The 22,063-nt window shown below is 68.3% G+C and carries 22 protein-coding genes; 4 read left to right on the top strand and 18 right to left on the bottom strand.

All coding sequences use genetic code 11. The features are described from left to right. Positions 1-475 precede the first annotated feature (475 nt). Positions 476-943: a hypothetical protein gene (locus AC1DBL_RS14750; protein ID WP_441419168.1), complete on the top strand. Its 468-nt coding sequence runs from the start codon at positions 476-478 to the stop codon at positions 941-943. Positions 944-946: 3 nt separating this feature from the next. Continuing rightward, positions 947-1,522, top strand: coding sequence for a hypothetical protein (locus AC1DBL_RS14745; protein WP_441419167.1), 576 nt, complete (start codon positions 947-949; stop codon positions 1,520-1,522). A 16-nt stretch (positions 1,523-1,538) separates the two neighbouring features. On the opposite strand, the gene AC1DBL_RS14740 is transcribed toward AC1DBL_RS14745, so the two are convergent. The 7 genes from AC1DBL_RS14740 to rpsF form a co-directional block, all read right to left on the bottom strand. Further along, positions 1,539-1,925 carry a TFIIB-type zinc ribbon-containing protein gene (locus AC1DBL_RS14740; RefSeq protein WP_441419166.1) on the bottom strand — a complete coding sequence of 129 codons (387 nt, stop codon included), beginning with the start codon at positions 1,923-1,925 and terminating at the stop codon, positions 1,539-1,541. Between the two features lie 32 nt (positions 1,926-1,957). Further along, entirely contained in the window at positions 1,958-2,584 is a 627-nt protein-coding gene (locus AC1DBL_RS14735; RefSeq protein ID WP_476893503.1) for an FMN reductase, read from the bottom strand. Between the two features lie 173 nt (positions 2,585-2,757). After that, positions 2,758-3,612 carry a PhzF family phenazine biosynthesis protein gene (locus AC1DBL_RS14730; protein WP_476893491.1) on the bottom strand — a complete coding sequence of 285 codons (855 nt, stop codon included), beginning with the start codon at positions 3,610-3,612 and terminating at the stop codon, positions 2,758-2,760. Between the two features lie 116 nt (positions 3,613-3,728). Then, entirely contained in the window at positions 3,729-4,181 is a 453-nt protein-coding gene (gene rplI, locus AC1DBL_RS14725) for a 50S ribosomal protein L9 (RefSeq protein ID WP_441419164.1), read from the bottom strand. A 17-nt stretch (positions 4,182-4,198) separates the two neighbouring features. Further along, entirely contained in the window at positions 4,199-4,438 is a 240-nt protein-coding gene (gene rpsR / locus AC1DBL_RS14720) for a 30S ribosomal protein S18 (protein WP_003800144.1), read from the bottom strand. A gap of 125 nt (positions 4,439-4,563) precedes the next feature. After that, on the bottom strand, positions 4,564-5,145 hold the full coding sequence (locus AC1DBL_RS14715; RefSeq protein WP_441419163.1) for a single-stranded DNA-binding protein: 582 nt from the start codon (positions 5,143-5,145) through the stop codon (positions 4,564-4,566). Positions 5,146-5,199: 54 nt separating this feature from the next. Continuing rightward, the gene (gene rpsF / locus AC1DBL_RS14710; RefSeq protein ID WP_056428835.1) at positions 5,200-5,505 is read right to left on the bottom strand and encodes a 30S ribosomal protein S6; all 306 of its coding nucleotides are present in this window, start codon (positions 5,503-5,505) and stop codon (positions 5,200-5,202) included. Positions 5,506-5,752: 247 nt separating this feature from the next. Here rpsF and AC1DBL_RS14705 point away from each other — a divergent pair, with 247 nt between their 5' ends. Continuing rightward, complete coding sequence (locus tag AC1DBL_RS14705; RefSeq protein ID WP_441419162.1) at positions 5,753-6,439, top strand: DUF1345 domain-containing protein; 687 nt, start codon at positions 5,753-5,755, stop codon at positions 6,437-6,439. Here the strand turns inward: AC1DBL_RS14705 and AC1DBL_RS14700 are convergent. From AC1DBL_RS14700 to AC1DBL_RS14650, 11 genes are all read right to left on the bottom strand, one after another. Then, positions 6,436-7,767, bottom strand: a complete 1,332-nt coding sequence (locus AC1DBL_RS14700; protein ID WP_476926381.1) for a M18 family aminopeptidase — start codon at positions 7,765-7,767, stop codon at positions 6,436-6,438. The genes AC1DBL_RS14705 and AC1DBL_RS14700 overlap by 4 nt on opposite strands. Positions 7,768-7,791: 24 nt before the next feature. Further along, positions 7,792-9,234, bottom strand: a complete 1,443-nt coding sequence (locus AC1DBL_RS14695; protein WP_476926380.1) for an amino acid permease — start codon at positions 9,232-9,234, stop codon at positions 7,792-7,794. Positions 9,235-9,473: 239 nt separating this feature from the next. Then, on the bottom strand, positions 9,474-10,379 hold the full coding sequence (locus AC1DBL_RS14690) for an ABC transporter permease (RefSeq protein ID WP_476926379.1): 906 nt from the start codon (positions 10,377-10,379) through the stop codon (positions 9,474-9,476). Positions 10,380-10,382: 3 nt separating this feature from the next. Further along, a complete protein-coding gene (locus AC1DBL_RS14685) occupies positions 10,383-11,327 on the bottom strand; it encodes an ABC transporter ATP-binding protein (RefSeq protein ID WP_476926378.1) in 945 nt (314 codons plus the stop codon). A 132-nt stretch (positions 11,328-11,459) separates the two neighbouring features. Beyond that, positions 11,460-12,962: a bifunctional phosphatase PAP2/diacylglycerol kinase family protein gene (locus tag AC1DBL_RS14680; protein ID WP_476893486.1), complete on the bottom strand. Its 1,503-nt coding sequence runs from the start codon at positions 12,960-12,962 to the stop codon at positions 11,460-11,462. A gap of 66 nt (positions 12,963-13,028) precedes the next feature. Further along, positions 13,029-14,216: an MFS transporter gene (locus tag AC1DBL_RS14675; RefSeq protein ID WP_476893485.1), complete on the bottom strand. Its 1,188-nt coding sequence runs from the start codon at positions 14,214-14,216 to the stop codon at positions 13,029-13,031. Further along, positions 14,213-14,986, bottom strand: coding sequence for a DeoR/GlpR family DNA-binding transcription regulator (locus tag AC1DBL_RS14670; RefSeq protein ID WP_476926384.1), 774 nt, complete (start codon positions 14,984-14,986; stop codon positions 14,213-14,215). The genes AC1DBL_RS14675 and AC1DBL_RS14670 overlap by 4 nt, the downstream gene beginning before the upstream one ends. A gap of 65 nt (positions 14,987-15,051) precedes the next feature. After that, positions 15,052-16,734, bottom strand: coding sequence for an ABC-F family ATP-binding cassette domain-containing protein (locus AC1DBL_RS14665; RefSeq protein ID WP_441419155.1), 1,683 nt, complete (start codon positions 16,732-16,734; stop codon positions 15,052-15,054). 38 nt (positions 16,735-16,772) lie between these two features. Next, complete coding sequence (locus AC1DBL_RS14660) at positions 16,773-18,752, bottom strand: penicillin-binding transpeptidase domain-containing protein (RefSeq protein ID WP_476926377.1); 1,980 nt, start codon at positions 18,750-18,752, stop codon at positions 16,773-16,775. A gap of 77 nt (positions 18,753-18,829) precedes the next feature. Continuing rightward, the gene (locus AC1DBL_RS14655; RefSeq protein ID WP_476909572.1) at positions 18,830-19,486 is read right to left on the bottom strand and encodes a response regulator; all 657 of its coding nucleotides are present in this window, start codon (positions 19,484-19,486) and stop codon (positions 18,830-18,832) included. After that, on the bottom strand, positions 19,483-20,754 hold the full coding sequence (locus tag AC1DBL_RS14650; protein ID WP_476926376.1) for a sensor histidine kinase: 1,272 nt from the start codon (positions 20,752-20,754) through the stop codon (positions 19,483-19,485). The genes AC1DBL_RS14655 and AC1DBL_RS14650 overlap by 4 nt, the downstream gene beginning before the upstream one ends. Before the next feature lie 199 nt (positions 20,755-20,953). Here AC1DBL_RS14650 and AC1DBL_RS14645 point away from each other — a divergent pair, with 199 nt between their 5' ends. Beyond that, positions 20,954-22,051, top strand: a complete 1,098-nt coding sequence (locus AC1DBL_RS14645; protein ID WP_476926375.1) for an ABC transporter permease — start codon at positions 20,954-20,956, stop codon at positions 22,049-22,051. Positions 22,052-22,063 lie beyond the last annotated feature (12 nt).

Raw genomic sequence — 22,063 nt, 5'->3', positions numbered from 1 at the left:
CGCAGGGGTTACCGCTGCGCCGCCGGAATGCGGCTTGCGGCGGTGGCCTGCGGCCGGGGCCGGATTTCGGTGCCGACAACCTGGTCTCCCGCTACGTTATCCCCCGATCGGGCCCGCACCAACCCGCCCAGCCGGCGTTCCTGTGGATAACTTGTGGACTACTGGCCCGTGCTTGTGCACAGCCTGTGGGAACCCCTGTGGATAGAAGAATTCTTTCACCCGTAATAGCTACCTGACCTGCGGAAACACCCGTTTCTACTTGTGGATGAAAAACTATTTTCGCCAAGCTTCATCCACAGCTTGCGGCTGGCGGCTGGGGATAGCGGCTGGCCGCATGGGCCACAGGAGTGGTCAAATATGCGAATTCTGTGATGCTTGTCACCCGGACGCCGGCAAATTGACGCTCGTGGGCACGGCCTGTATGCGACACCTCGAATATGCTGTGGATAACTGCCATCTGGCATAAGCTGTGGCCATGGGCGATGTCTTGATAGTCATACTGCCTGCCCTCATCCTCGCGGGCGTGCTGTGGGCAGTCGCCGCGGCATTGAAGCCGCGTAATTTCGGTATCTCCGACGCGGAGCGCTACCAGCTGGAATTGGCCATGCGCTCCCGCGCCCACTACGAGGCCCAGGTGAAGGCTGCCACAGCGGCCCGCGCCCGGGTGGATGCCGCGACCCGCCCCAGCCAGAACGAACAGCAGCAGTCGCAGCAGGCTGAGCACGCCCGCGCGGCCCTGCAAGGCGGCCGGGGCCCCTTTAGCGACAGGACGCAGCCGGGCTACCCCGGCGCGGTCCTGCCCGGCGGCCAGCTGAATCCCCAGTTCACGCTGCAGCTCCAGGCCCTGGCCCGGTCCGGCCACAAGGTCCAAGCCATCAAGCTGCTGAGGCAGGCCACCCACTCAGATCTTTTGACCGCCAAGAATTACGTAGATCGGCTGTAGTCCATGGAAGCCCTGCTAGTCCCCATCCTGATCCTCGTTCTCGTGGGCCTCGGCGTCGCAGTTGCCGCACGTGCGATCGGGCGCCGTCGGCCGCAAACTCCGCAGGACGCGTCGCCGCAGCCCGTCCGCAACTCAGCGGAGCTCGCCCGCACTGCCGCCGCGCGGCTGGATCAGGAGCAGCACCGGCGCCTATACGCCCTGATTGCCCAGGGTCAGGCGATGGCGGCCATCAAGCTGTACTTGGAAGCCACCGGCGAGGGCCTCCGGGCTTCCCGGGACGCGGTGGGCGCCCTGGCGGCCCACCCCCAGCCCTACCGTCCCCGGCAGGCGCCCGAGCAGCCCGCCCACGACGACGACGAGGACGCACCGCAGCGCTTTCCCTACCGTTACCGGGCGATCGCCAGTAAGGGCGACGTCACCCGCGAGGTCAGTAGCAATATGCTCAACGACGAGATTTACGGCCGGATCCGCACCCTGGCCAAGAGCGGCGACACCGAGGCAGCAGCGGCCGCGCTGACCCGGCACTCGGACATCTCCCTCAAGCAGGCCCAGGAGTTCATCGCACTGCTTGAGGAGTGAGGGGCGGCGGCGGACGCTAGAAGTCGAACAGCTCCCCCAGCCAGCCCTCCTTCTTCTTGGGCCGGCGTCGGTCGTCGTAGCGCGGCTGCTCGTAGCGGGGCCGGTCCCGGCGTTCGTCATGGCGGCGGTCGTCAAAGCGCCGGTCATCCGGTCGGCGGTCGTCCCGGCGCGGTTCCGGGGCGTAGAGCGGCGGCGGGATGTGTCCCGGGGGAGTCGGTGCCGCCGCCGGCGGTGCGGCTGGAGGAGACGGGGCGGAGGCGCCGAAGCCCTCCGCCGCACGGTCGATGATCTTGTCGAGCTCGCCGCGGTCCAGCCACACTCCGCGGCACTGCGGGCAGTAGTCGATCTCCACGCCGCTTCGTTCGCTCATTACCAGGTCTACGGAATCCACAGGACATTTCATGTCCCGAACAACGAACGGCGCGCCGAATAAGTTCAGTTGCGGCCGGAGATCCCGGCGAGCAGCTGCTCGAACGGCAGCGACTCCAGCGGCGCCTGCTGCGGCCGCGGCTGCGCTCCTTCGAGCAGGCCGGTGAACTCCCCTGCCGCCCGCTCAATCCTCGCGGAAAGCGGTGAGCCGCCGTCGCCGCTTGTTCCCCAGTCCTGCGGGCCTGCGAAGACGCCGGTGGCCGCGATCCGGGTGCGGAGGTAGCTGAAGAGCGGACGCATGGCGTAGTCCAGCACCATCTGGTGCCGGTCGGTGCCGCCCGTGGCGCCCAGCAGGACGGCCTTGCCGTCCAGCGCCTTGGGATCCAGCACATCGATGAACGACTTGAACAGCCCGCTGTACGACGCACTGAAGACCGGGCTGACCGCGATGATGCCGTCCGAGGCCTCCACCCCGGCGATCACCTCCGCCAGGCGCGGCGCGGCGTAGCCGGTCACGAAGTTGTTGGCGATCTCAACGGCCAGGTCGCGCAGTTCCACGACGTCGACGCTCACGGAGTAGCCGGCCGCGGCGAGCTGGCGTTCAGCGGAGGCCGCCAGTTGGTCTGCGAGCAGGCGGCTCGACGACGGGACGCCGAGTCCGGCGGAGATAACGGTAATGCGGCGGCTTTCCACGGTGTGCTCCTGTAGCTGGTCCACGGTTTCGGTAACTATATGCATTTGCATCTACCTGTAGAAGGGTCGGCCGGCCCCCTTTATTCCCTCCCCCGCTGCTCTATCACTTCGGGTCCTTTTGACCGCCGAATAGCAGCCATATCTGACAGAGCAACGACGGCTCCCCGCGCCACTTAGAGCAGGACAAATCCCTCGATGCAGCTCATCGAGTTCCCGCCGACCCAGACGTCGTCCCCCGTCGTCTCGATGTAGACCCGGCCGGCGCGGCCCAGCACGGTCCCTTGGGCCGCAAGGTAGGACTCCGGCGCCCGGCCGGCTCCGATCAGCCACTGGGCCGCACCGGCGTTGAAGCTGCCCGTGACCGGGTCTTCCGCGGCCGCGTCTCCGGGGATGAAGGTGCGTACCTCGAAGCCGACCTCGGATCCGGCGGGATGGGGGCCGATCACGCCTACCTTGAGTCCGGCCATTGCGGCGAAGTCGGGCCGGATGGCCAACACCTGCTCCGCGGAGTCCAGCAGCACTCCGATCCATTCCGGGCCGTTGACGAGCCAGGACGAGTCCAGGAGCGCCTCCCGGGGCATCTGCAAGCCGGCCGCGATGCGGGCGAGGTCCGTCTCGGCCACCGGTCCGGAGCGGGTCAGCGGCGGGGCGGCAAAGGCCAGGCGGCCGCCGTCGCGCTTGACCCGGACCAGCCCGGCCGCGCATTCCTGGACCAGGATTCCGTCGTGCAGCGGGACGCCGCCCGCCTCGAGCCAGGCATGGGCCGAGCCGAGGGTGGGATGGCCGGCGAAGGGAAACTCTTCGCTGCCGGTGAAGATCCGCACCCGGTAGTCGGCGTCGGGGTGCGTGGGCGGCAGCAGGAACGTGGTCTCGGAGAGGTTGGTCCAGTTGGCAAACCTCTGCATGGCGTCGGCGTCGAGGTCCCCGGCGTCGAGGACGACGGCCAGCGGATTCCCGCGGTAAGGTTCGGCGCTGAAGACGTCCACCTGGGTGAAGGGGCGGAGACGGGGTGCGGTAGTCGGAGTCACTGCCGAAGGCTATCACCGGCACCCCGCCGGGCTGGCAACGCAGAAGGCCCCCGCGTCCGGCTTCCCAAAGGAATCCGGACGCGGGGGCCTCCCGGCAGTTCAGTTAGTCGAAAAGACTACTTGCCTGCAACTACGTCGAGTTCGATCACAGCGGAAACGTCGTCGTGCAGACGGACGTTGGCCTGGTAGGAACCGGTCGACTTGATGTGAGCCGGCAGTTCAACCTTGCGCTTGTCGATGCGGCCGAGGCCGGCGGCCTCAACAGCGTCCGCCACGTCGCCCTGCTTGACGGTGCCGAACAGGCGTCCGGTCTCGCCAGCCTTGACAACGAGCTTGACCGGCTTGGCCTGCAGTGCTGCGGCCTGCTTCTGAGCGTCTTCCAGGGAAGCGTGCTCGCGAGCGGCGCGGGCAGCCTTGATGGACTCAACCTGCTTCTCGCCGCCCTTGGACCAGGTCAGGGCGAAGTTGCGGGGCAGCAGGAAGTTACGTGCGTAACCGTCCTTGACCTCGACAACGTCGCCAGCAGCACCGAGACCGGTTACTTCGTGGGTCAGAATGAGCTTTGCCATGTTAGTTAATCCCTTCCTTAGCCGCGGCCAGCGCCGGAGTAAGGCAGCAGAGCAACTTCGCGGGCGTTCTTGATTGCCTGTGCGATCTTGCGCTGTTCCTGCACCGTGACGCCGGTGACGCGACGGGCGCGGATCTTTCCGCGGTCGGAGATGAACTTGCGCAGCAATGCTACGTCCTTGTAGTCGATGACAGTGATGTCAGCGGCCTTCAAGGGGTTGGACTTTGGTTTGGGCTTACGGAGTTCAGCCTTAGCCATCGTGGAGCTCCTATTCGATGGAGCCCGTGGATATTGATCCACGGGATGGTGGTGATCCGCGGCGGTCATCGCGGGGCTGCCGTGCGGCTGCCTCGCGGGTCACGACGTCGGACCTTAGATGTTGTTTAGAAGGGAGGTTCGGAATCCGGGCCGTTGCCCCAGCCGCCTGCATTGCTGACCCCGGGCGTTGCCCAGGGGTCGTCCTGCGCTGCGGGCTGGTTGCCGCCCCAGGTTCCGCCGGAGTTGCCGCCCTGGTTTCCACCAGAGTTGCCACCGAAACCGCCGCTGTTACCGCCGCTGTTGCCGCCGCCGAAGCCACCCTGACCACCCTGTCCGCCGGAGCGCTGGGTGCGGTTGACCTTGGCGTTGGCGTAGCGCAGGCTGGGGCCGATCTCGTCGACCTCAAGCTCGATAACGGTGCGCTTCTCGCCTTCCTTAGTTTCGTAGGAACGGCTCTTCAGGCGGCCGGAAACGATGACGCGCATGCCCTTGGTGAGGGACTCAGCGACGTTCTCGGCTGCTTCGCGCCATACCGATGCGCGGAGGAACAGGGTTTCCCCGTCCTTCCACTCATTGGACTGGCGGTCGAAAGTGCGGGGCGTAGAAGCGATGGTGAAGTTCGCTACTGCCGAACCTGACGGTGTGAACCTCAGTTCGGGGTCATTGGTGAGATTACCGATGACCGTAATAGTGGTTTCGCCTGCCATCTACGTCCTCCTTGTTCGTTCCTGCGGGGTTAAAGATTGAAGGGTAGAGCTGAATTACTCAGCAACAACCTTCTGCTCTTCGGGGCGGGTGATCTTGGTGCGCATGATGGTCTCATTGAGACTCAGCTGGCGGTCAAGTTCCTTGGCGGTAGCCGGCTCAGCGGTGAAGTTCACCACGGCGTAGATACCTTCGGACTTCTTCTGGATTTCGTAAGCCAGGCGACGACGGCCCCAGATGTCAACCTTTTCGATGGTTCCACCATCGGTCGTGATGACGTTCAGGAACTTCTGAAGCGTTGGCTCAACGGTACGCTCTTCGACCTCGGGGTCGATGATTACCATCAATTCGTAAGGACGCATATGTGAACCCACCTCCTTTGGGCTAAGCGGTTACGGCATTTCCGTAACAGGAGGTTCATTTGCGGTGCTTGCGCGGCGCATCGCCCCCGGAACGGAGGCAGGGCGCAGCACAGACTTCAATAGCTTAGTGCATCCGGGGCAGTTTCCGCGATTTCCTGTCCCGCCACCCTAACTCGTCGCGCCGTCGGTGGAAGCTCCCCGGCGGCGCTGTGGATAACCGCATGGGCGCTTGTGCCATGATCGGGGAATGAGCACCGGTTCCGCGCCCCGTTCCCTCGCATCCCCCGTCCACCGCAGCCGGCTGCGGTTTGCTGTGATGGTGCTGGCAGGACTGCTCGCCGCCACAGCGTCGGGGCTCTCCGGACACTGGGTGGAAGCCCCGGCGATCGCCTGGAGCAGTGCCGCCCTCACCTACGTGCTCTGGGTCTGGATTGTGATCGGTCCTCTGGACGCCGCCGATACACGTGCCCACGCCACCTTGGAGGATCCGTCCCGGAGCGTCACGGATCTGATGATCCTCGCCGCCAACGTCGCCAGCCTGGCGGCTGTGGCCGCCGTCGTCCTCGACTCGCACAGCAACAACGGCGGATCGCGGCTTGGCAGCGGCCTGCTGGCGCTGGCCTCCGTTGCACTGTCGTGGATGCTCGTGCAGACACTCTTCACGGTCCGCTATGCCGGCCTCTACTACAGCACCGAGCTTCGGGCCGGGGCAGCGGTGGGCGGCATCAACTTCAACCAGGCCGAGCCGCCGCAGTACACCGACTTCGCGTACCTCGCCACCAGCCTCGGGATGACCTACCAGGTGTCGGACACTGCCCTGGAAAACCATGCAATCCGGGCCGAGGCGCTCAAACACAGCCTGTTGTCCTACCTGTTCGGCACCGTCATCCTTGCCGCCACCGTCAACCTCGTGATTGGCCTCGCCGGGTCCTAGGCAGCCGGCTGGGAGGCGATGCGGAAGAACAGTTGCGTGACTGTCGCCAGCCGGTGCGGGTCCTTGACGCCGCACAGCTCGCGTGCCGAGTGCATCGACAGCAACGGGACGCCGACGTCGACCGTCCTGATCCCGAGCCGGGTGGCCGTCAGCGGGCCGATTGTCGAACCGCAGGGCATCACGTTATTGGAGACGAACTCCTGGTACGGGATCCCGGCATCGGTGCACAGCCTGGCCCACAGCGCTGCCCCGGCGGCGTCCGTGGCGTAGCGCTGGTTGGCGTTGATCTTCAACAGCGGTCCGCCGTTCAGGGCCGGGCGGTTGGCCGGGTCGTGGCGTTCGGCATAGTTGGGGTGCACGGCGTGGCCGGCGTCGGCGGAAACACAGAACGACGCCGCGAACGCCTGCCGCCGCTGGCTCGCCGTCGCGCCCAGCCCGTCGGAGATGCGGACCAGGATGTCCTCGAGGACCGGGCCGCAGGCGCCGGAGCGCGAGGCGGAGCCGATTTCCTCGTGGTCGAAGGCGGCCAGCACGGCGATCGGCCCGTCCGTCGGCACCTCACCGGCGGCGTGCGCGATCAGCGCGGTGAGGCCGGCGTGCGTGGCGGAGAGGTTGTCGAGGCGGCCGGAGGCGAAAAATTCACCCTTGGCGCCGAACACCGCCGGGGCCTGCGTGTCCGCGATGACGACGTCGTAACCGCCGATCTGCGCGGGATCCACGGTGGCACCGGAGACCCGCTCGGCGAGTAGGCCTAGCAGGTCCTCGCCGGCCGGATCGCCGAGGCCGAAGACCGGATTCATGTGCTGCTGCTTGTCCAGGGCCAGGCCCTCGTTCACGGCCCGGTCCAGGTGGATGGCGAGCTGCGGGAAGCGCAGCAGCGGCCCGGTGGCCGTGAGGTGCTGGGTGCCGTCCAGCATCACCAGACGCCCGGCAAGCTGCAGTTCGCGGTCCAGCCAGGAGTTCAGCAGCGGACCGCCGTAGACCTCGACCCCGGCCTGCAGCCAGCCGAACTTGCCGGTGGTGGGTTTGGGCTTGAGTTTGAAGGACGGCGAATCGGTGTGCGCGCCGAGGATGTTGAACCCCGTGGTGGGTCCGGCGCCGGCGGGCACCACCCAGGCGATGAGGGCGCCGTCGCGGATCACGTAGAACTTCCCCGCCGACCCGGCGTCGCCGGCCCCCTGCCACTGCTGCAGTTCGTCGAGGCCGGTGAACCCCGCTTCGTCCAGCCGCCGGGCGGCCTCGTGGACGGCGTGGAAGCTCGACGGCGACGCGCTGACGTACGCGCCGAGGTCCTGGATGTGGTCTGCAGCAGTGGCGGAGGAAGGCATGGCTCCGAGTCTAGCGCCGCGGGCTTACTTGGACCGGCCGACGCCGGCGGGGGCATCCTCGCTGCGGGTTTCGGCCTCGGCGGGGAGGCCTGCGGGCTGGGGTGCTGCCACCGGGGAGGCGCCGTGCCTGCGGTAGCGCCAGAGACCGATTCCCACGACGACGGCGGCCAGGGCCAGCGAAAGCAGCAGCGATTCGCGGGTGGTGTCCAGCACCACCATGCCCACCAGCAGCGCGACGATGCTGACGATCGCGAGCCAGGTCAGGTACGGGAACAGCCACATCTTCAGCTCCAGATCCCGGGCGGCGGTGCCCATCCGGCGGCGGAGGATCAGCTGCGAGACCGAAATGACGAGCCAGACGAACAGCGCGATGGCGCCGGAGGTGTTGACCAGGAACAGGAAGACGGTGTCCGGGGCGATGTAGTTCAGGCCCACGGTGATGAAGCCGACGACGGTCGAGGCCAGCACCGCGGCGGCCGGGACGCCGCGCTTGGAGATGCGCATCCAGGTGCGGGGCGCGTCGCCGCGGCGGGAGAGCGAGAAGAGCATGCGGCTGGCGGTGTAGAGGCCGGAGTTGAGGCAGGACAGCACCGAGGTCAGCACGACGATGTCCATGATGGTGCCGGCGCCGGGGATGCCGAAGAGTTCGATCACGGCGACGTACGGGCTCTTCGCCACGGAGGCGGAGTTCCAGGGCAGCAGGGTCACGACGATGGCGATGGAGCCGATGTAGAACACCAGGATGCGCCAGACGGTCGATTTGACGGCCTTTTTGACGGCGTCGACCGGGTTCTCGGATTCGCCGGCGGCGATGGTCGCGATTTCGGCGCCGAAGAAGGAGAACACGACCACCAGGATGCCGGCCAGCACCGCGCCGGGACCGTTGGGCATGAAGCCGCCCTTGCCGGTCAGGTTGTCCAGGCCGGGAGCGGGGACGCCGGGGACGAGGCCCAGGATAGCGGCGACGCCGAAGAGCAGGAACAGCACAATCGCGGCGACCTTGATGGAGGCGAACCAGAACTCGAACTCGCCGTACGACTTAACCGAACCCAGGTTGGTCAGTGTGAGGAGCACCATCAGGACCAGCGCCCAGATCCACTGGTCAATGCCGGGAACCCAGCGGTGCATGATCGCGGCGCCGGCCGTGGCTTCGATGCCGAGCACGATGATCCAGAACCAGGCATAGAGCCAGCCGATACTGAAGCCCGCCCAGCGGCCCAGCGCCTTGTCCGCGTAGGTGGAAAACGATCCGGTTTCGGGGTTGGCGGCGGCCATTTCGCCGAGCATGCGCATCACCAGGATGACCACGAGCCCTGCCGCCAGGTAGGCCACCAGAATGCCGGGGCCGGCCTGCTGGATGGCGGCGCCGGAGCCGACGAAGAGGCCGGCACCGATGACGCCGGCGATGGCGATCATGGACAGGTGCCGGGGTTTCAGGGATTTGGAGAGTTGCTGGTCAGCCTGCATGAAGCGCCGTCCTTCGTGGGTGGTGTCGGCCCGCGCCCCAGTGCCGGCGATGCCAGGCAAGGATGTGCGGCGGACCACAATGTCGTTTCACCCTAGACCGCCGCGGAGAGGCTTAGTTCTGTGCAGTCACACAGATTACGCCCCCCAAAATGGGACGGATCTCCAGCCATAGAGCCTCCCAGGCAAAGGATGTTGCCTGGGAGGCAATTCTGAAATGTGCCTGAAACCACTGCTTCGGACTAGATGTCCCGCTTCTTGAGCAGGATGCCGGCCAGCACGATCGGAATGACCACCCACGCGCCAAGGACCAGGGCGGCCTGCCAGCTTTCCAGCGTGTCCGGGACGTGTTCGGCGGCGGTCAACGGTGCCAGCGTGTTCGACGGGATGAATTTGCGCAGTTCCGTAACGAAGTCGCCCTGGATAATTTGCAGCGCGATCGGCAGCACGGAGAAGATTCCCACGAGCGTCATGATGCCGCCGGCGGAGTTCCGGATCAGGGCGCCGAGGGCCATCCCGATCGCAGCGACGGCGGCAACGTAGGCGCTGTTGACCAGCAGCGTCCGGAAGTAGTGCCCGCTGGAGACGTCCAGGGTGTGGCCGTACTGGTCCAGGATCGGCACCGCCACCAGGCCGGCGAGGTAGAGCGAAAGTGCCGTGACCAGGAACGCGGAGACCACAACAACAAGGAGCTTGGCCGCCAAGGCCGGAATCCGCGTCGGGACGGCGGTGAACGTGGACCGCGCCATTCCCGTGGTGAACTCGGAACTGATTATCAGGACGGCCAGTGAGCCAAGGATCAGCTGCGCGAAGGAGATGCCGGCGCTGGGCGCCGACGCGGCGATGTCGCCCTGCGCGGCCAGCGCGGCGGAGCGCTGCGGATCGGAGTTGGAGGCCTGCAGTGCCTGGCCGATGCCCCAGGCGGCAAGGGCTCCCACCCCGATGATGACGGCGATGGTGGCGCCGAGCAGGATCAGGGTGGACAGCAGCGTGCGGAACTTGATGACTTCGGAGTTCAGGACGCGCAGGAAGCTGGGTCCCGGGCCGGTGCTGAGGCTGTCGCCGGTCCGGTCGCCTGCCTGGTTGTTTGCAGCGCCGGAGCGCGGCCCGCGGCTCGAGGGATTGGGTTCAAGGGTGGTCGAGCTCATGGCTTAGTTGCCTCCGGTCTGGGCGGGGGCGTGGCCGCCCGTGGTGATCAGTGAGTGGTATTCGACCTCATCCTTGGTCAGTTCCATATAGGCCTCCTCGAGGCTGGCCCGGAGCGGGGTGAGTTCGTAGATCATGACGTGGTTGTCGAGGGCGGTGCGGGCGATCTGCCGGGGCTCCAGCCCGGTGACCTCGAGGAGTTCGTTGTCCTGCACCTGCACGGTGATGCCGGTGCCTGCCAGCAGGCGCATCAGCTGGTCCGGCTGGTCGGTGCGGACGCGGGTGCGCCCCTGGCCCTTGCCGGTGATGATCTCCTGGATCGGCGCGTCGGCGATGATCCGGCCGCGTCCGATCACGATCAAATGGTCCGCGGTGACCGCCATTTCGCTCATCAGGTGGCTGGACAGGAACACGGTGCGGCCCTCGGAGGCGAGGTATTTGACCAGGTTGCGGACCCAGACGACGCCTTCCGGGTCCAGTCCGTTGACCGGCTCGTCCAGGATGATCGTCTGCGGGTCGCCGAGCAGGGCGGCGGCGATGCCGAGGCGCTGGCCCATGCCGAGGGAAAAGCCGCCCACCTTCTTCCTGGCGACCTCGGCCAGACCCGTCATTTCAATGACGTCGTGCACGCGTTTTTTCGGGATGCTGTGCGTGGCGGCCATGGCCCGCAGGTGGTTGTAGGCCGAGCGGCCGGTGTGGACGGCTTTGGCGTCCAGCAGGGCACCGACGTCCCGCAGCGGCGCGTGGTGCCGGTTGAACGGCACCCCGTTGACCGTGACGGAGCCCGACGTCGGCCGGTCCAGTCCCATGATCATGCGCATCGTGGTGGACTTGCCCGCTCCGTTGGGTCCTAGGAAGCCGGTAACCCGGCCCGCCTCGACGGTGAAATTGACTCCGGCGACGGCGGTTTTTTCGCCGTATACCTTGGTCAGGCCTCGTGCTTCGATCATGGAAGCGTTCCTTTGCGTCGCGTGTGGTTGTGTACCCACCACGCTACCGACGCCGCCGCGCGAATGCGCCGCTTTAAGGGTTGATTCAGGGCTGAATCAGGGTAATCCGGACAATGGCGGCATGGCCGCCGCTCAGCCCTCCGGCTGCGGGGAGTAGTACACCAGCCCGCCGTGCTTGACCGAGAACTCGACGGCGCGGACGCCCGGCATGACTTCGCCGTCCACCGCCAGCACCATGGTCGTGTCGCCCGGTTCCACCCGGATCCGGCTGGCTTCGCGCAGGTGGGTGATCCGGGAGGTCGCCACGGTTCCGGTCAGCACCGACCAGAGCAGGCGCAGCCGGGCAAAGGATTCGTCCGCCGTGATCATGCGCAGGTCCAGCACGCCGTCGTCCAGCACCGGCCGGACCAGCGGGGCATGGTCGCGGGGGTAGTAGCGCCCGCGGCCGACGTAAAGGATCCAGAGCTTGTGCCGCACCCCGTCCACGACCAGGGTGCTCGGGGTGCCCGCGGCGAAGGTCCGGAACATGGCGACGACGCCGGCCAGCGGCTTTCCCAGCGCGGGCTGGAGCTGCTCGCGCCGGCGCACCAGGTTGGGGTACAGGCCGATGCTGGCAGTGTTCAGCATCGACAGCTCCAGCTTCTCCGGACTGTCCGGCAGCCCCCGTTCTACCGACACGTGCCCGATGTCCGCTCGCGCCGCCTCCCCTTTGGCGGCGGCGTCGATGGCGGCCTTCAGGGTGCCGGTGCCCGCGTCACGGGCGAAATGGTTGAGCGTTCCGCCCGGCAGCACCAGCAGCGGCAAGGAATGTTCGACGGCGGCCGCCGCGGCGGTGCCCACCGTCCCGTCTCCGCCCCAGACTCCGAGGGCAACGACGCCGGGACGTGTTGCCACCGCCTCGATTCCGGCCGCCACATCCTCTTCGGGGGCAATTTCCTTTATATACGCCTTAGGGAATACTTTCTGCAGGGCCTCGGCCGTCTCATCGGCGTATGAGCCGCCGAGCGTGTTGACCGCGATGCCCAGCCCCTCGCCGTCGGGCAGTGCGGCAGCTCCGACCGGGGTGCGCCGAACCGCGGGGAACGGGGGACGGACCGGCCACCACTTCCTCGTCACGAGGGCCGCACCCGCCCCGATCGCGGAGCCGAAGAAGACGTCCGAGGGCCAGTGCGCCCCCGTGTGCACCCTGGAGTAGGCGACGCCGGCGGCGACGGGTGCCAGCGCGGTGCCGAGCGCCGGCCGGACCAGCCCCACGCCGAGGGCGAACGCGGCGGCCGACGCGGAGTGCCCGGAAGGCATGGAGGAACTGCTCGGTTGCGGATGAACGAAGCGGAAGACCGGAAGGTGCTCTGGCAGCGGCCGGGCCCGGGGCAGCAGGGTCTTGAAGACAAGGTTGGTAACCGCGGAGGCCACACCCTGCGCCAGCACGCCGTGCAGGGCAGCACGCCGGGTCTTGCCGGGGAAGAGCGCCATCACCGCGGCAATCCCGAACCAGAGCTTGCCCTTATTGGCGGCCGCGGAGAGCCGCCGGAAGAAGTCGTCGTGGCCGCCGCCGGGAACCCGTGAGAGGGACTGGACCAGTCGACGGTCCAGCTTCTCCAGTCGGCGCGGCGTTTTCCCCAGTATGCTTCGCATTTCCCCACCTTACTGCGGGCCCCCTGGATGAGGCGCTGACCCGGGTGCTGGATCCCGGGCCGCTGCTCAGCTGGCGCGCAAGGGCCTCGCGGCGCCGGCGAGCAGCAGAGCAACCAGAATCGGCGCCCCGATAGCCAGCAACGCCAGCCGGATCCCCGTCAGGTCGCCGAGGTAGCCCAGCAGCGGGGGCCCGGCAAGGAACGCGATGTAGCCGAGGGTGGACACGACCGATACCCGGGCCGCGGCGTGCCGGGGGTCGTCGGCCGCGGCGGACATGCCCATCGGAAAGGCGAGGGCTGCTCCCACGCCCCAGAGTGCCGCGCCGGCCGTTGCGAGCCAGATATTGCCGGCGAAGACGAAGAATGCCAGCCCGGCCGCGGCGGCTGCCATGCTGGCCCGCAGCACCGCGACCCGTCCGTAGACGTCGATCGCCCGGCCGCCAAAGAAACGCATGGCCGTCATCGCCAGCACGAAGACGGCGAACAGCAGGGCTCCGGTGGACTGCTCGGCACCCAGGCCGTCCACGGAGGCCTTGGCGATCCAGTCGTTGCCCGCGCCCTCGGTCAGGGTGGCGCCGAGGACGACGACGCCGATCAGCAGGGTGCGGCCGTCCCGCCAGGCGGAAGCGGCCCGCGGCGGCCTGGCCTCGCCGGCAGCAGGTGCCTGCTCCGGTGCGTGCGGCAGGAAGTACCGCGGCGCGATCAGGGTCGCGGCGGCCACCACGGCGGTGATGGCGAGCAGGTGTTCCGGCAGCCCGACGCCGAGCGTCGCCAGACCGGCGCCGACCAGCGCGCCCACGAACGCGCCGCCGCTGAACGCGGCGTGGAACTGCGGCATGATGGTCCGGCCCAGCCGGTGTTCGACGTCGGCCCCTTCGATGTTCTGGGACACGTCCCAGAGTCCGATGCCGATGCCGAGGAAGAAGAGCGAGATGGCCGTACCGGGGACGGCTGCGGCGCCAAGCGAGAGCGCCACCCCTGCGCCCGCCACGGCGGCCAGCAGACCGCCTGCGCGCACGGTGTTGGCGGTTCCGAGCCGGCCTACCACGAGCCCGGCGGTCGGCAGCGCGATCAGCGAGCCGACCGCGACGCACAGCAGCAGGCTTCCCATCTGTCCGGAGGAGATGTGCAGGATCTCGGTCACCGCGGGGATGCGGGCGGCCCAGCTGGCGAATACGAGGCCGTTGATCCCGAAGATCAGGAAGGTCGCTGCGGCCGCCGCCTTCAATTGCGGGGCGGTTGAGGTCCTGGTCATACGATCACTGCTTCCACTGAGTGTTGGGCAAGGAGGGTGAGTTCGTCGGAGCTGAGAGCCTTGTCGGTGACGACGGCGTCCACAGCGTCCAGCGTCGCCACCAGGGCCATGCCACTGGCGTTCCATTTGGATCCGGAGCAGGCAACGATCACCCTGGCTGCCGATTCCAGCCCTGCGCGCTTCACCGCGGCGTCGTCGAGATCATGGGCCAGCAGTCCATCCCGGAGATCCAGCGAACAGGGGGTGACCACGGCTGTGTCGAAGCGCAGTGAGCGGATATTTGCCTCCGTCAGGGGTCCGCGGAAGGACAATTCGCCCGGAACAAGGCTACCGCCGGGCAACAGGAGCTCAGGGCGGCGCCCGGCCGGGACCTGGTCTGCGGCCAGTTCACTGACGGCCCTCAGCGACATTGGCATGATCGTCATGTCGCGCTGCTGGAGCTGTCGGGCGATCTCCGTGGCCGTCGTGCCGCTGTCGAGCCAGATACGGCCACGGTCCTTGAGCATCGCCGCAACCGCGGCGGCAATCCGCACCTTGGCTGCGTGCTCCTCCAGCTCGCGCTGCCCGTACCCGGGGTTCTCGCCCTGCAGCAGCAGACTGACTGCCCCGCCGTGGACCCGGCGCAGGACGCCGTGACCGGCCAGAACGTCCAGATCGCGCCGGATCGTCGCGCCGGAGGCTGCGCAGGCGGCCATTAGCTCATCCACGCTCACGCGTTCCCGGTGGCGAAGGAGCTCGCCGATATAGCGATGCCGCTCATCCGTGTTCATGAGCAAATAATACCAGTCGGTGATCATTTGATCATCAAATGATCACTTCATCGGCTGGCGCTACCTCAGCGGACGCGCTCGACGCGTTTTTCGTCCCACACCGGCTCGGCCGATTCGTAGACCTTGCCGTCCGAGCCGAAAACCAGGAAGCGGTCGAAGGTGCGGGCGAACCAGCGGTCGTGCGTGACGGCCAGGACCGTGCCCTCGAAGTGGTCGATGGCGCGTTCCAGTGCCTCGGCCGAGTGCAGGTCCAGGTTGTCCGTGGGCTCGTCGAGGAGCAGCAGGGTGGCGCCGGAGAGCTGCAGCAGCAGGATCTGGAACCGGGCCTGCTGGCCGCCGGACAGGGATTCGTACTTCTGCTCCGACTGCGACGCCAGGCCGTAGCCGTCCAGCGCCCCGGCCGCCGCCTCGCGTCCCAGCCCGGAGCGGTGTTCGTCGCCGCGGTGCAGGATCTCCAGCAGGGTCTTGCCGAGCAGGTCGGGCCGGACGTGGGTCTGGGCGAAGAACCCGGGCCGGATCCGGGCGCCGAGTTTCACGGCGCCCTCGTGCGGGACCTCGGCGATCTCCACATCGGAGACGGGCAGGTGCTCGCGTTCCGGGTCGGTGCCGCCGGTCGCAAGCAGTCGCAGGAAGTGGCTCTTGCCGGAACCGTTGGAGCCGAGCACCCCGACCCGGTCGCCGAACCAGACCTCGGTGGAGAAGGGCTTCATCAGCCCGGTGAGCTCCAGCTTCTCGGCCACGATGGCGCGCTTGGCCGTGCGGCCGCCCTTGAGCCGCATCTGCACGTTCTGCTCGATCGGCAGCGCCTCGGGCGGGCCGGCCTCGAGGAACTTCGCCAGCCGGGTCTGCGCGGCGTGGTACCGGTTGGCCATGTCGGAGCGGAACGCGGCCTTGTTCTTGTACATGTTGACGAGTTCCTTGAGCTTCACGTGCTCCTCGTCCCAGCGTTTGCGCAGCTCCTCGAAGCGGGCGTTGCGGTCAGCGCGGGCGTCGACGTAGGAGCCGAAGCCGCCGCCGTGGATCCAGGCGCCGGCGCCGTTGATGCCGGGCTCCAGGGTCACGATGCGGCCCGCGGCGTTGTTCAGCAGCTCGCGGTCGTGGCTGATAAAGAAGACGGTCTTCTTGGAATCGTTGAGCTTGGCTTCCAGCCAGCGCTTGCCCGGGACGTCAAGGTAGTTGTCCGGCTCGTCGAGCAGCAGCAGCTCGTCGGGTCCGGCAAACAACGCCTCCAGGACCAGCCGCTTCTGTTCGCCGCCGGACAGGCTCGACGCCGGCCGGTGCTGCGCGCGGTCGAAGGGCAGGCCGAGGGCGGCCATGCAAACCTCGTCCCAGACGGTCTCGACGTCGTAACCGCCGGCGTCGCCCCAGTCCACGATCGCCTGTGCGTATTTCATCTGGGTGGGCTCGTCGTCGTGCTCGATCATCGCCAGTTCCGCCTCGTCGACGGCGCGCGCGGCGGCCGCGAGTGCGGGCGGGGCGGCGGAGACCAGCAGGTCGCGGACCGTGGAGTCGTCCCGCACCTGGCCGACGAACTGGCGCATGATGCCCATGTTTCCGGAGCGGCCGATCACGCCTTCGTCCGGAACGAGGTCGCCGGAAATGATCCGGAACAGCGTCGTCTTGCCAGTTCCGTTCGGCCCGATCAACGCCGTCTTGGTGCCGTCGGGGACCTTGAACGTCACCCCGTTGAGCAGCTGGGTGCCGTCGGAGAGGAAGTAGTCGATGCCGGAAACGTCAATATGAGCCACACAGCAATCTTCCCACGGCCCTTTCGGACCGTCCGCCGTTAGCCGGCGGCGGAAGTCAGGAATTCCTTGAGCAGCGGCCCGGAGGTAGTGGCGCCGAGGCCGCCGTCTTCCACGAACACGGCGACCGCGAGGTCTCCGTGCACGGCGACGATCCAGGCGTGGGTCTTCGGCGGGTTGTCCTTGCCGAATTCGGCGGTCCCGGTCTTGGCGCCGACGGGGGCACCGGGCACCGAGGCGAGGAAGCCGGCGTGGCCCGAGGTCACCACGGCGCGCATCATGTCCGCCAGGGACGCCGCTTCCGCGGCGGTCACCGGTTTGCCGGACGACTTTGCGGGTGCCGGGGCGGACGACGACGGCGCCGCCGTCGGTCCCTCAGAGGGTGCCGGACTTCCCGCGGCCGCCGCGTTCGGGTTGAGCACGAGCTGCGGCGACACCGGCGCGCCCTTGGCGACGGACCCGGCCATGACGGCGGCCGCCAGCGGGGAGAGCAATACCTTGCCCTGCCCGATCATGGAGGCGGCGTGTTCGGTGCCTTCAGCCTCGCCCGGGACCGATCCCAGGAAGGCCGCAGCGCCCAGCGATGGCGCCTCCACGGCGACACCGAGGGAGGTGGCCGCAGACTCGAGCTGGGCCTGGCTGACCTTGCCCCGGGCGTTGATGAAGGCGGTGTTGCAGGAATGCGCGAAGGCGTCGCGCAGGGTTACCGACCCCAGCGAGGAGGCGGGGTAGCCCTCGGCGTTCTTGAAGGTCCGGCCGTCTACGGTGAGGGTGGGCGGGCAGTCCACTTTGGAGTCCGGGGTCATCCCGTTGCGGAACATCGCGAGCGAGTCCACGATTTTGAAGATGGATCCGGGGGCGTACTGGCCGAGCAGGGCGGTGTCGTAGCCGTTGCTGCCGGGGCCGGAGGCGGCGGCCAGGACCGCGCCGCTGGAGGGGCGGAGGGCGACGACGGCGGACGCCGGACCGACGTCGGCCAGCACGTCCTCGGCCAGTTGCTGCAGCCGCGGGTCCAGGGTGGTCTTGAGCGGGGTTCCGGGCTTCATCGGCTCCTGGAACAGGACGCGGCGGCCGTTGTTGAGAAGTTCCTGCCGTTGTTCCGCGGTCAGGCCCTCGGTCTGGGCGAAGACCTGGATGCCGCTGGTACCGCGCAGTTGGGCGTCGTACTGCTGCTGGAGGCCGCCGGTGCCGGTGGTGTCTCCGGCCCGGAGTGCACCGCCGGACTTTTCGATCTGCTCGGCACTGGCCTCACCCACGGTGCCCAGCACGGCGCGGGCGAAGCCGCGCGTGGGCGCGAGTGGCAACGAGTCCGGGATGGCCCGGGCGCCGGGAATCGCGGCGATTTGTTCATCCGTGATGGTCCGGCCGGCCTGGCGCAGCGTGATCGCCGCGACGAAGGCCGACGGTCCGGAGTCCGTGACCTGCTTGGTGTAGGCGGCGGGGTCCACGCCCACCAGCCGCGCCAGTTTGCCCGCGGGGCCGGCCGGATCCGCGGCTTCCAGTTGCGCCTTGTCGATGCCGACGTGGACCACCGGCCGGTAGGTGACCAGCTTTGCGCCGCCGGCGCCGAGGATATCGGCCCGCTGCGGGGAATCGCTGGAGGTTCGGAGGACTTCAGTGTCCGCGAGGCCCGGCACCAGCAGCTCCGGGCTCCACACGGTCTGCCATTTGCCGTCCGCCTTTTTCAGCTGTGCGGACACGGTGTACTTCCACTCGCCTGCGCCGATCTTCCAGCTGTAGTCCAGCGGGACCGTGGCGGTGTCCTTCTCCAGCACCAGGTCCCCGGCGGTAACGGTGGGTTTTGCCGGGTCAAGCGCCTTGAAGACCGCCTTGAGCCGCTCGTTCGCCTGGCCGGAATCCTTGCCGTCGAAGGCCACGGAACCGACGTCGAGCGCCGCGACTGCCGAGGCCAGTTGCTTCGCCGCATCCTGGGCGCCGGAGCGGCCGTCGTCGCACGCCACGAGCGAGGCGCCAAGGACCAGACCGACAAGAGCGAGCGAGAGCTTCTGAATTTTCCCCATGGCGCCATTATGCCCCGCGGCACGGACAGCTCCGTGTCACAGGGACCAGGCCCGCAGGGCAGGCCGCCCACCTGTGGCTAGCCCCGGCGGATGATCCGCCGCTGCGCGGCCACAGCGATGGCGGCCGTTCGGTTGTCCACGCCCAGTTTCCCGTAGATGTGCACCAGGTGCGTCTTCACCGTCGCCTCGGAAATGAACAGCTGCCTGGCGATGGCCCGGTTCCCCAGGCCGGTGGCCAGCAGTTCGAGCAGCTGGATCTCCCGGGCGGAAAGGGCCGGCTCGGGGTTCCGGATCCGCCCCAGCAGCCGCGCGGCTACTTCCGGCGCCAGCGCTGTCTGGCCCGCAGCGGCAGCCAGGACCGCCTGGCGGATCTGCTCCGGCGGCGCGTCCTTGAGCATGTACCCGCTCGCGCCCGCCTCCACGGCAGCAAGGATGTCCGCGTCGGAATCAAAGGTGGTGAGGATCAGCACGGGCGGCCCTGGCGTCCCGGCCTCGCCGGCTTTGATCCTGCCCGTCGCGGTGACCCCGTCCATGCCGGCGCCCATCTGCAGGTCCATGAGTACGACGTCGACCGGCTCGCCCAGGGTGCGCAGGCGCGCCAGCGCAGCCAGGGCGGCGGCTCCGTCCGCCGCTTCCGCGGCGACGGTGATGCCCTCGAAGTCCGTGAGCATGGCCCGCAGGCCGGCGCGGACGACGGGGTGGTCGTCGACGAGGAGAACGCGGATTTGGTTCACGGTTCTTCCTTCCCGAGCGGCAGCCGGATGGCCACTACCGTGCCGTCCCCGGGCGCGGATTCGAGGTCGATGGTCCCGGCCAGCGCTGCAACCCGGTCCCGCAACGATTTCAGCCCGTAGCCGGATCCGTCGGCCCGGTCCGGCACCGCAGAGGGGTCAAAGCCGTCGCCGTCGTCGAATATGTCCATGGCCACTTCGGTGCCCAAAAAGGACAGGGTTACGACGGCGGTGCGGGCGTCTGCGTGGGCCCACACGTTGGCGAGGCTGGCCTGCGCGGCGCGAAGCAGGGTGGTCCGGTACGGGTGGAGGAGTTCCGCAGGGGTTCCGTCGATTTCCAGGCGGCAGCGCAGGGCCTTGCCCCGGGCTGCCGCCTCTGTTTCGGTCTGTTCGCACAGCCGGCGCAGGCTGTCCACGAGCGGGTTTTGTTCAAGCTCGGGGGGCTGCAGGCCGCGGACAAAGTTGCGGGCCTCGGCCAGGTTGGCGGCCGCGGTTTCCTGGACGGTCCGGAGCCGGTTCCGGGCCGTCCCGGTGTCTCCGGCTTCCAGCGCCTGCTCGGCCGAGCGTCCCATCAGGATGATGCTGGAGAAGCCCTGGGCCAGGGTGTCGTGGATTTCGCGGGCCAGGCGGCTCCGTTCAGCCAGGGTTCCGGCGTCGTGCTGGCTGCGGGCAAGCTCCGCGCGGGTGCGGCGCAGTTCCTCAGCCGCGAGACGCTGATTTTCTGCCTCCGAGTACAGCGCACGGTAGGCCAGGCCGGTGACGACGGCGAATGCTGCTCCGAAACCCGGTCCGAGCAGCATCGGCAGCTGCAGGGCGTTCCCCGGACCGCCGTTGTGGAACCAAAGCGACGTGACCACCAGCAGCGTGCTGGCGGCGATTGCGGCCAGAGCCGGACCCCTGGGCAGCAGGTGCAGCTGAAGGAAGAACAGCGGGAAGGCGAGCCAGACGAAGTCTGCGCTGCCCCAGACCAGCAGCAGCCAGAGCAGGCAGACAGCAGCCAGCCACCAGGTGGAATAGGGCCGCGGATCGAAGCGTCCCGGCCGGACCGAGTGGCGTTTCTCCAGCGCCGTGCCCGCAAGGTAAACACCGGCAAGGCACAGGACCAGGCCCAGGCTGAGCCAGCCGGCGCCGTGGATCCCGGCCGCCAGCAGCCTGACCAGCGCCACGAGCAGCAGCACGGCGAATCCCACGTGCAGGCTGACCCGCAGGACCCGCAGGATGACGGCCGCGTCCGTGGGGTTCCCCTCCGCCCCGCTGCTTCTGCCGTCCATGCTTTCAGCCTAGCGCCGGGCGGCCTCCCGTTCCCCGGAAACGGGCCGGAACCGGGGCCCGGCGGGCCAGGATCAACCTTTTGGTTGACTGCCGGACCAACCCGACGGCCGCGGCGGACCATCCCCAGGCCTGATGGCACGGCCGCCCCGCGCCGGGAGAGTGGAAGGGAGGCCAACAACCACCAGAAAGAGGACACCCATGTTTCTCGCCATCCGCGACATCCGCTTCGCCAAGGGCCGCTTCGCCCTGATGGGCGGCGTCGTCGCCCTCATCACCCTGCTGCTGGTGATGCTCTCCGGACTGACCGCCGGGCTCGGCAACCAGTCGACCTCCGCCATCGCGGGGCTGCCCGCGGACCAGCTTGTCTTCGGCGCACCCGCCGGCAGCAGCCCCGAGGCCTCCTTCACCGAATCCGAGGTCACCGGCGCCCAAGTTACCGGCTGGTCCGACCGCGACGGCGTCAGCAAGGCCGAGACCCTGGGCATCAGCCAGGGCCGGCTGCAGGCCCTCGGTGCGGGGGGAGTCCCGACCGGGACGGCGAATGTGGCCGTCTTCGGCACCGGCGCCGGCAGCAGCCTCTCCCCGGCCCCGGCGGCCGAGGGCACCGTGGTGGTCGGGACCGCTCTGGCCAAGGAGCTCGGCCTCACCGTCGGCAGCCGGGTCGCGGTGGGCGGCACCGAACTGTCGGTATCGGCCGTGGTGCCGGAGCAGTGGTACTCGCACACCGGCGTCGTCTGGACCACGCTGGCGGACTGGCGGAAGCTGGCCCACCTTGCCGGGAAAGAAGCCCTCGGCACCGTGATCGCGGTCAGCTTCGACGACGGCGTCGACGTCGATGTCGCCGCAGCCAACCAGGCCGCCGGAACAGTCAGCGCCACCCGGGAGGGCTCCTTCCAGGCGCTTGGCTCCTACCGCAGCGAGAACGGTTCGCTCATGCTCATGCAGGCATTCCTCTACGGCATCTCCGCGCTGGTGATCGTGGCCTTCCTGACCGTGTGGACTGTGCAACGCACGCGGGACATCGCTGTGCTCAAGGCCCTGGGCGGTTCCTCGAACTATGTGCTGAAGGACGCCATGGTGCAGGCCGCGGTCGTCCTCGTGGCCGGGGCAGCCGCCGGAGGCACGGCGGGTGCACTCGGCGGCCTGCTCGCCGCGCGGGCCGCCCCGTTCCTCACCACACCGCAAACCACCTTGCTGCCGATCGCCGGGATCGTCGTCCTGGGCCTCGCGGGCGCCGCGCTGGCGGTGCGGGGCATCACCCGCATCGACCCGCTGCTGGCGCTCGGCGGCAACTGAAAACCCCGGCGC

This window comes from Arthrobacter sp. 10T44 (assembly GCF_056393885.1).
Note: the sequence above shows the minus strand (reverse complement) of the source record. Positions and strands in the feature narration are given on the sequence as shown.